At 68.5% G+C, this 8,459-nt stretch carries 10 protein-coding genes and 1 pseudogene; 5 read left to right on the top strand and 6 right to left on the bottom strand.

Annotated elements, in window-relative coordinates; genetic code table 11:
• Positions 1–348: zinc-ribbon domain-containing protein (locus CLG85_RS26340; protein ID WP_260350291.1), on the bottom strand; the 348-nt coding region annotated here is incomplete at its 3' end.
• A gap of 159 nt (positions 349–507) precedes the next feature.
• Between CLG85_RS26340 and CLG85_RS26335 the strand changes: the two genes are divergently transcribed.
• The 5 genes and pseudogenes from CLG85_RS26335 to CLG85_RS26315 all read left to right on the top strand — a co-directional run bounded on the left by CLG85_RS26335 (position 508) and on the right by CLG85_RS26315 (position 4,387).
• Positions 508–1,185, top strand: a complete 678-nt coding sequence (locus CLG85_RS26335; protein WP_095884340.1) for a cell division ATP-binding protein FtsE — start codon at positions 508–510, stop codon at positions 1,183–1,185.
• A 2-nt stretch (positions 1,186–1,187) separates the two neighbouring features.
• Positions 1,188–2,088 (top strand): annotated as a pseudogene (locus tag CLG85_RS26330) (cell division protein FtsX).
• Positions 2,088–2,825 carry a lysophospholipid acyltransferase family protein gene (locus CLG85_RS26325; RefSeq protein WP_095883798.1) on the top strand — a complete coding sequence of 246 codons (738 nt, stop codon included), beginning with the start codon at positions 2,088–2,090 and terminating at the stop codon, positions 2,823–2,825. Before CLG85_RS26330 ends, CLG85_RS26325 begins: the two are co-directional and overlap by 1 nt.
• Positions 2,812–3,417, top strand: coding sequence for a pyridoxamine 5'-phosphate oxidase family protein (locus CLG85_RS26320; RefSeq protein ID WP_095883799.1), 606 nt, complete (start codon positions 2,812–2,814; stop codon positions 3,415–3,417). The genes CLG85_RS26325 and CLG85_RS26320 overlap by 14 nt, the downstream gene beginning before the upstream one ends.
• Before the next feature lie 94 nt (positions 3,418–3,511).
• Positions 3,512–4,387, top strand: coding sequence for an intradiol ring-cleavage dioxygenase (locus tag CLG85_RS26315; protein ID WP_095883800.1), 876 nt, complete (start codon positions 3,512–3,514; stop codon positions 4,385–4,387).
• An 81-nt stretch (positions 4,388–4,468) separates the two neighbouring features.
• Here the strand turns inward: CLG85_RS26315 and CLG85_RS26310 are convergent, their stop codons facing one another.
• The 5 genes from CLG85_RS26310 to odhB all read right to left on the bottom strand — a co-directional run.
• Positions 4,469–5,089, bottom strand: a complete 621-nt coding sequence (locus tag CLG85_RS26310; protein WP_095883801.1) for a YdeI/OmpD-associated family protein — start codon at positions 5,087–5,089, stop codon at positions 4,469–4,471.
• 120 nt (positions 5,090–5,209) lie between these two features.
• Positions 5,210–6,604 (bottom strand): dihydrolipoyl dehydrogenase, encoded by a 1,395-nt coding sequence (lpdA, locus tag CLG85_RS26305; RefSeq protein WP_095883802.1) that lies wholly within the window; start codon positions 6,602–6,604, stop codon positions 5,210–5,212.
• A gap of 158 nt (positions 6,605–6,762) precedes the next feature.
• Complete coding sequence (locus CLG85_RS26300; RefSeq protein WP_095884072.1) at positions 6,763–7,155, bottom strand: MAPEG family protein; 393 nt, start codon at positions 7,153–7,155, stop codon at positions 6,763–6,765.
• The gene (locus CLG85_RS26295) at positions 7,152–7,385 is read right to left on the bottom strand and encodes a hypothetical protein (protein ID WP_095884073.1); all 234 of its coding nucleotides are present in this window, start codon (positions 7,383–7,385) and stop codon (positions 7,152–7,154) included. Before CLG85_RS26295 ends, CLG85_RS26300 begins: the two co-directional genes overlap by 4 nt.
• A gap of 110 nt (positions 7,386–7,495) precedes the next feature.
• On the bottom strand, positions 7,496–8,459 hold a 964-nt coding region (gene odhB, locus CLG85_RS26290), incomplete at its 5' end, for a 2-oxoglutarate dehydrogenase complex dihydrolipoyllysine-residue succinyltransferase (protein WP_260350290.1).

The following is an 8,459-nucleotide window of genomic DNA, read 5'->3' as shown; positions in this document are numbered from 1 at the left end:
CTCCTGGCGCAGCACCTCGGCGACCGACGGATCGAGCCCGCGGGCGCGGACCGGGCGGCGCGGCACCGGCGTGGCGAGGGGCTCGGGCTCCTCGTCGGGTTCGGGGTCGGGGAAATCCTCGGCCTCTGGCTCGGCGGCAGGGGCAAAGGCGCCTTCGTCCATCTCTTCCCAGAGCTCGTCATCCTGCGAGTGCTCGGCGGGTGCCTCTTCGGTGAGGGGCGCATCCAGCGGGTGCAGTTGGAACCAGGTGTGGCCGCAGCTCGAGCATTGCACGTCGCGCCCGCCCGCGGGGATCGCGTCGACCGGCACCTCGTATTGCGCGCCGCAATTGGGGCAAATCAGCCGCATATTGTCCTTAGCTTTCCATCTGTTCTGGCCACCATCCCTTTGTCGACAATAGGTTGCCGGGATGGGGCGGGAAAGCCCATTTTCGGGCCGGGCGGCGGATTGCAACTGCGCCGCGGCTCGGGCACAACAGGGCAACGTTTTTACCGGGGGCGCTGAGGCGTGATCGAACTGGATAATGTGGCCTACAGCTACGGCGGCGGAGAGTTGCTGAGCGGGCTCACGCTGCGACTGGCACCCGGGTCCTTCCACTTCCTGACCGGGCCTTCGGGTGCCGGCAAGACAACGCTGCTGAAGCTCTGCTATGGCGCGCTGGTGCCGACCGCGGGCCATGCGCGGCTGTTTGGCGAGGACGTGCGCCGGATGGACCGCGACGCCATCGCCCTCAGCCGTCGCCGCATCGGCGTGGTGCACCAGGACTGCCAGTTCCTCGACCACCTCTCGGTCGCCGAGAACGTCGCCCTGCCGCTGACCGTGGCGGGCGAGGGCGGCGGCGATCTCGAGCAGAACCTCATCGAGCTGATGACCTGGGTCGGGCTGAAGAGTCGCGCCGACGCCCTGCCGCCGGAGCTTTCGGGTGGCGAGCGGCAGCGCGCGGCGCTGGCCCGCGCGGTGATCATGTCGCCCGAGGTGATCCTTGCCGACGAGCCCACCGGCAACGTCGACTGGGAGATGTCGCAGCGGCTGCTGCGGTTGCTGGTCGAGCTCAACCGCATGGGCAAGACGATTCTCATCGCCACGCATGACCTTGGCCTCATCCGATCGGCCAAGACCCAGGTGCAGGCGCGGGTGCTGCGCATCTCGAACCGCAAGCTGCAGGCGGCGGGGGTTGACCTGTGAGACTGATCCGCGACTCCCTCGGGGCCTTCACCGGCTCGGACACCGGCGCTGACCGGGTGGTGCCGCCCACCGGGTTCACCGCCTCGCTCACGCTCTTCGCCGCCGGGGCGATGGCCTTCCTCGCGGTCTTCGCGCTGGCGCTGGTCGCTGGCTGCGGGGCGGCTCGCCACCAGTTGGGGCGAGGAGCTGGCGCGCGCCTCGACCCTGCGCATCTCGGCCCCCGCCGGGCAGCAGGCGCAGCAGACCGCCGCGGCGTTGAGACTTCTGCAGCAGACGCCGGGCGTGGCCTCGGCGCGCGCGCTTTCCGAGCAGGAACAGCAGGCGCTGCTCGAGCCCTGGTTCGGTCCGGACCTGCCGCTGGCGGACCTGCCAGTGCCGCAGCTGATCGAGATCATCGAGGAGGGTGACGGTTTCGACGGGGCCGGGCTGCGTCTGCGGCTGCAGGCGGAGGTGCCGGGCGCGGTGCTCGACGATCACACCCGCTGGCGGCGTCCGCTGGTGGCGGCGGCGGGCAAGCTGCGGCTGCTGGGGGCGGTGTCGATCTTGCTTATCGCGGGGGCCGTGGCGGCGATGGTGACGCTGGCGGCAAATGCCGCGCTGGCGGCCAATGCGCAGGTCATCGCGGTGCTGCGGCTGGTCGGCGCGACCGACGGTTTCATCGCCCGCGCCTTCGTGCGGCGCTTCACCCTGCGCGCGCTCGGCGGAGCGACGCTGGGCGCCCTGGCCGGGGCGGGCGCGCTCTTGCTGATGCCCTCGGCGGGCGAGACCGCGGGCTTCCTGACCGGCCTGTCGTTTGTCGGCTGGCACTGGGTCTTCCCGCTGCTGGTGCCGCTGCTGACCGCGGCGGTGGCCTTTGCCGCGACGGCGATCGCGGCGCGGCGGGTGCTTGGAGATTTGAGATAATGCGATACGCGCTGCAATGGGTCCGCTCGCTGCTCTTCGTCGGACAGGTCTACTTGGCGATGGCGATTGTCGGGCTGCTGTTCTTCCCGGTGACGCTGTTCTCTGACCGCGGCGCGCGCGCGGCCTGTCGCAGTTGGTGCCTCTGGGTGCGCTGGACGGCCTCTTGGATGGTGGGGCTGAAGAGCGAGATCCGCGGCGAGGTGCCCTCGGGCGAGCTGCTCATCGCCGCCAAGCACCAGAGCTTCTTCGATATCATCTTGCTGTTCGGCTCGGTGCCGGCGGGCAAGTTCGTGATGAAGCGCGAGTTGCTCTTCACCCCGGTGCTCGGGCAATACGCCACCCGCATCGGCTGCATCCCGGTGAACCGCGGCAAGCGTGGCGCGGCGATCTCGAAGATGGTCGCCGACGTGAAAAAGAGCGCTGCGGAGCACCCCGGCCAGCTGATCATCTACCCGCAGGGCACCCGCGTGCCGCCGGGCATGAAGCTGCCTTACAAGGTCGGTACCGCGATCCTCTACAGCCAGAGCGGCGAGCCCTGCGTGCCGGTGGCGACCAACGTCGGGCTGTTTTGGCCCAAGCGCGGCATCTACCGCAAGCCGGGAACGGCGGTGATCGAATTCCTGCCGGTGATCGAGCCCGGCATGCCGAGCAAGGTCTTCCTGGCGAAGATCGAGGCGGATGTGGAGGCGGCCTCGAACCGCCTGATGGCGGAGGCCGGATTTCATGCGGAAGATTGAGAGCATCGCGGCGCTCGAGGCGCTCTACGGCACCGCGGCGGGTGCATCGATCGACAAGGTGGTGCGGCGGATGACACCGCTCTACCGCAGGTGGATCGAGGCCTCGAAGCTCTGCGTGCTGAGCACGGTGGGGCCCGCGGGCACCGATGCGTCGCCACGCGGCGACGATTGCCCGGTGGTGCTGGAGCTTGATCCCGGCACGCTGGCCATGCCCGACTGGCGCGGCAACAATCGGCTCGACTCGCTGCGCAACGTGGTCGAGGACGGGCGCGTCTCGCTGATGTTCTTCGTGCCCGGCAGCAACAACGTGGTGCGGGTGAACGGGCGCGGCTGGCTGACCGATGACGAGGCGCTGCGAGGGCGGTTCGAGAAACAGGGCAAGCTGCCCGCGACCGTTCTGATCATCGAGATTGCCGAGATCTACACGCAATGCGCCCGCGCGCTGCTGCGCGCCGGGACCTGGGTCTCGGGCGACGAGAGCGCCGGCTTGCCGAGCATCGGCCAGTTCCTCGCGGAGGCCACGCAGGGGGCCACGGACGGGGACGCCTACGACCGCGAATGGCCCGGGCGTGCCGCGAAGAGCCTGTGGTGAGCCGCTGACGGTTTCGTGATCGCAGACGTCCGACGGAGCCTCGAAAGCCGCGCGTTGAATGTCCAACACGGACAAGACGCAAAGGATTTCGAGCATGTCTGATTTCATCGAGCGCCCCAGCCGCCGGGCGCTGCTCACTGGGCTTGCGGTCTCTCCCATCGCCGTGGCCGGGATCGGCTCCTTCTCCGGCACCGCGCGGGCGCAGGCGCAGTCGGCGGGGCTGATCACGCCCAACGTCTGCATGGTCATGCCCGAGGTGACCGAGGGGCCGTATTACGTCGACGAGAAGCTGTTGCGGGCCGACATCACCGAGGACCGGGAAGGCGTGCCGATGCGGCTGCGCCTGCAGGTGGTGACCGCCGATTGTGCCCCGGTCGAGGGCGCGCGGGTGGACGTCTGGCATTGCGACGCCTTGGGCAACTACTCCGGCTATGCCACTCAGGGCAGCGACGGCACCAATGACACCTCGGAGCAAACCTTCCTGCGCGGCACGCAGATGACCGGTACGGACGGGGTCGCGGAGTTCATGACGATCTACCCGGGCTGGTATCGCGGGCGGACGACCCATGTGCACTACAAGGTCTTCCTCGACGAGCGCACCGTCCTGACCAGCCAGATCTTCTTCCCCGACGCGCTGAGCGAGTACCTGTTCCAGTCGGTGGCGCCCTACAATGATCGCAGTGGCGCCGAGCGCGATACGATGAACACCAACGACGGCATCGCCAAGCAGGCCGGCGAGGGCGCCTATGCGGCGATCCGCGAGCAGTACGAGTATTACGACGCGGCGCTGGTGGTGGGGATCGACCCCGAGGCAACCTCCTCGGAGAGCGGCATGGGGGCCGGTGGTCCGGCCGGGGGCCCGCCGCCCTCGGGTGAGCGCCCGGACGGCACGCCGCCGGACGGCATGGGTGGCTCGCAGGACGGGGCCGCCGCCGAGGTCTTCATCCCGGGGCGGACAACGACCGAGTGACACAAATCTCGTCGAAGAGATTTGCAGGAACCTTCCAACGATCTTGACCGGGCGGGTCCAATGGGCCCGCCCCCTTGCCGTTCAGCGGTCGAGCGCACCCTTCCCCGCGAGGATGAGCGGGCGCAGTTTCTCGACGCGCGCCACCCGAGTCTCGGCTTTCTTCGCGCCGCCGACCTGCAGGACGTGGCTTTTCTGCCGTCCCGGAGTGAGCGCGTGGAAGGCCTCGGCCAGCTCGGGGTCGGCATCGAGCGCGGCGACGAGCTCCTCGGGCAGCTCCAGCGCAATCTCCTCCTTCGGCGGGCGCAGCCCCTGTGCGGCATAGGCCCGCGCCTCGGCCAGGTAGGCCTCCAGCACCGGGCGCATCTCGCCGACCCGCGCTGCCGAGGCGAAGCGGATGACATTGGGGTGGCGGGTGTTGGGGCCCTGCCGCTCCAGCACGGCCTCGGGGTCCTTCATCAGCGCCGGGTTGAAGAAACTGAGCGTGAAATCCTCCCGGAAGGCGCCGATCAGCGCGACGTTGCGCTCCCCTTCCACATAGACCGGATGGCCCCATTTCGCGGTTTCCCGAAGGCCCGACGCAAGGCAGATCGTGCGCAGCTGGGCCAGGCCCTCGGCCCAGATCCGGGTGGCGCAATCCGCGGTGTCGAAGCGGGCGCAGCGGCCGCAGCCTTGGGTGAAATAGGTGTTGCTGTCGGTGATCATGGCGGCCTCCTCCGCGGGCATGCCGCGGAGCCTAGCAGGCGTCGCGGCCCCGGGGGAGGGTGGAAACGGAAAAGGCCCCCGAGCAGCGCTCGGAGGCCTTTCCTGCAGTTGCAGAGCCGATCAGGCGTGGATCGCGCCGTCGCCGCAGGCCAGAGCCGCCTCGCGCACCGCTTCCGAGAAGGTCGGGTGGGCGTGGCAGGTCAGCGCGACATCCTCGGCCGAGGCACCGAATTCCATCGCCACGCAGATCTCGTGGATCAGGTCGCCGGCCGACGGGCCGATGATGTGGCAGCCGAGGACGCGGTCGGTTTCCTTGTCGACGATCAGCTTGACGAAGCCGTCCCCGGCAAAGACGGCCTTGGCGCGGCCGTTGCCCATGAAGGAGAACTTGCCGACCTTGTAGGCGCGGCCTTCTTCCTTGAGCTGCTGCTCGGTCTTGCCGACCGAGGCGACCTCGGGGTGGGTGTAGATCACACCCGGGATCACGTCGTAGTTCACGTGGCCCGCCTTGCCGGCGATGACTTCGGCGCAGGCCATGCCCTCGTCCTCGGCCTTGTGGGCCAGCATCGGGCCCTCGATGGCGTCGCCGATCGCGTAGATGCCTTTGACTGCGGTTTGCCAGTGGCCGTCGGTCGCGATCTGGCCGCGCTTGGTGAGCTGCACGCCGAGCGCCTTGAGGCCGAGCCCGTCGGTATAGGGCGCGCGGCCGGTGGCGCAGAGCACCACGTCCGCTTCGGTGCTGTGCTCGCTCTCGTCCTTGCGCAGCTTGTAGGTCACCGTGGCCTTGCCGCCCTTGGTCTCGACCTTGGAGACGGCCGCGCCCATGGTGAACTTCAGGCCCTGCTTGGTGAGCATCTTCTGGAATGTCTTCTGCACCTCGGCGTCCATGCCGGGGGTGATGGCGTCGAGGAATTCGATCACCTCAACCTCGGTGCCGAGGCGCGAATAGACCGAGCCCATCTCGAGGCCGATCACACCGGCGCCGATGACCACCATCTTCTTGGGGATCTTGCCAAGCTCGAGCGCGCCGGTGGAGGTGACGACGATCTTCTCGTCGACCTCGACCTCGGCGCCGGGCACGGAGGCGGGCACCGAGCCGGTGGCGATGATGATGTTCTTGGCCTCATGGACCTCGTCACCGACCTTGACCTTGCCGGCTTCGGGGATCGAGCCCCAGCCCTTGAGCCAGTCGACCTTGTTCTTCTTGAACAGGAATTCGATGCCCTTGGTGTTCTGGCCGATGACGTCGTCCTTGTAGGCGAGCATCTGCTTCCAGTCGACCTTGGGCGCGGCGCCCTTGAGGCCCATCTTGGCGAAGTTGTGCTCTGCCTCGTGCAGCTGGTGGGAGGCGTGCAGCAGCGCCTTCGAGGGGATGCAGCCGACGTTGAGGCAGGTGCCGCCGAGGGTTTCGCGGCCCTCGACGCAGGCGGTCTTGAGGCCGAGCTGGGCGCAGCGGATGGCGGCCACGTAGCCGCCGGGGCCGGCGCCGATCACGATGACGTCGTATTGTGCCATTGGGGTCTCCTATCGGGTAATTCTGGAGGCACGGGACATGCACGGGGCATGCAGAAACCATGCAGATGAGGATGCGGGGCGGGAGGCGGCGCAGAGGGGGCTCTGCCCCCGTCCACCTGCGGTGGACTCCCCCGGGATATTTGCACCTAGAAGAAGCATCACAGGACCAGCGCCGCGATCAGCAGGGCGGCGGTCGCCAGAAAGCCGGCGAACCAGACCAGCGAGCGCCAGGGTGTCCAGCCCAGGAGGTAGGCGGGCAGGTAGACGATCCGCGCCGCGAGATAGAGCAGCGCGCAGAGCGCGGTCAGGCTGTTTGCCTTGTCGGCGTAGGTGACGACGGTCACCGCGATGGCAAAGAGCAGCAGCCCCTCGAAATGGTTGTTCATCGCCCGCTGCGCGCGGCCGGCGAGACCGGTCAGTTCGCGGCCCTCGTCGCGCGGCGAGGCGGCGTAGCGCGGGCCGACCTGGCGTTGAGCCAGGACCGAGTAGAGCGCCATCTGGGCCATCTGCAGCAGCGTCGCGAGGGTCAGTGCAAGCAGTTCCGGCGTCATGCGGTGGTCAGCATGTGGGATGCGGAGGGGCCGTGGCCGAGGGCAGATTCCTGGGCCATCCAGGCCTGCGCCTTCTCGGCGTCGTTCACGGTGAAGAGCGCCCAATGCGCGGCGCTGCCTTCGATCCAAAGCTGCAGGAGGGTGAGCCCGGCCTGGGCTCGGGCTTCCGCCTCGGCGTCGAAGCGGTCTGCGTCGAAACGGTCGTAACGGAGAAGAAGCTGCTGGCTCATCTGGCTCTCCCTTCGGGATCACGCGGGGCTCTGGAAGGCCGCGCCCGGGCAGGTCCGGGCGCGGCAATGACGTGAAGCGGGGCGCCGGTGCGGCGCCCCGGGACCGGGGATCAGAGATCCATCAGCAGGCGGCGCGGATCCTCGAGGGCTTCCTTGACGCGGACCAGGAAGGTCACGGCGCCCTTGCCGTCGACGATGCGGTGATCGTAGCTCAGCGCCAGGTACATCATCGGGCGGATTTCCACCTTGCCGTTGATCGCCATCGGGCGGTCCTGGATCTTGTGCATGCCGAGGATGCCCGACTGCGGGGGGTTCAGGATCGGCGAGGACATCAGCGAACCGTAGACACCACCGTTGGAGATGGTGAAGGTGCCGCCCTGCATCTCTGCCATCGACAGCTTGCCGTCACGGGCGCGCTTGCCCTTCTCGTTGATCTCTTTCTCGATCTCGGCGAAGGACTTCTGGTCGACATCGCGCAGCACCGGAACCACGAGGCCCTGGGGCGTGCCGGCGGCGATGCCCATGTGCACGAAGTTCTTGTAGACCACGTCGGTGCCGTCGATCTCGGCGTTCACCTCGGGGACTTCCTTCAGCGCGTGCACGCAGGCCTTGGTGAAGAAGGACATGAAGCCGAGGCGCACGCCGTGCTTCTTCTCGAAGAGGTCCTTGTACTGGCTGCGCAGCGCCATCACCTCGGTCATGTCCACCTCGTTGTAGGTGGTCAGCATGGCCGCAGTGTTCTGCGCGTCCTTGAGCCGCTTGGCGATGGTCTGACGCAGGCGGGTCATCTTGACGCGCTCTTCGCGGGCGGCGTCCTCTGCGGCCACCGGGGCACGCGGTGCGGCGGCCGGAGCGGCAGCAGCCGGGGCCGACTTGGCGGCGGCGAGGGCGGCGGATACGTCATGCTTCATGACGCGGCCGTCCTTGCCGGAACCGGTCACCTGGTCGCGGGAGAGGCCGGCCTCGGCCATTGCCTTCTTCGCGGCGGGGGCGTCCTCGACGTCCTTGCCACCGGCGGCGGGGGCGGCTGCCGGGGCAGCGGCGGGTCTCGGCGCTCTTCGTGGCGGGGGTCTT

The sequence above is a fragment of the Alloyangia mangrovi genome (assembly GCF_002300555.2).
GTDB lineage: Bacteria > Pseudomonadota > Alphaproteobacteria > Rhodobacterales > Rhodobacteraceae > Salipiger > Salipiger mangrovi.
The sequence above is the reverse complement of the archived record's forward strand: the minus strand, read 5'-3'. Positions and strand labels throughout refer to the sequence as shown.

Bases quoted from the DNA above. Each gene is read 5' to 3' on its own strand.
- CLG85_RS26325 (WP_095883798.1), top strand. From the start codon at position 2,088: ATGCGATACGCGCTGCAATGGGTCCGCTCGCTGCTCTTCGTCGGACAG.
- CLG85_RS26320 (WP_095883799.1), top strand. From the start codon at position 2,812: ATGCGGAAGATTGAGAGCATCGCGGCGCTCGAGGCGCTCTACGGCACC.
- CLG85_RS26315 (WP_095883800.1), top strand. From the start codon at position 3,512: ATGTCTGATTTCATCGAGCGCCCCAGCCGCCGGGCGCTGCTCACTGGG.
- CLG85_RS26310 (WP_095883801.1), bottom strand. From the start codon at position 5,089: ATGATCACCGACAGCAACACCTATTTCACCCAAGGCTGCGGCCGCTGC.
- lpdA (WP_095883802.1), bottom strand. From the start codon at position 6,604: ATGGCACAATACGACGTCATCGTGATCGGCGCCGGCCCCGGCGGCTAC.
- CLG85_RS26300 (WP_095884072.1), bottom strand. From the start codon at position 7,155: ATGACGCCGGAACTGCTTGCACTGACCCTCGCGACGCTGCTGCAGATG.
- CLG85_RS26295 (WP_095884073.1), bottom strand. From the start codon at position 7,385: ATGAGCCAGCAGCTTCTTCTCCGTTACGACCGTTTCGACGCAGACCGC.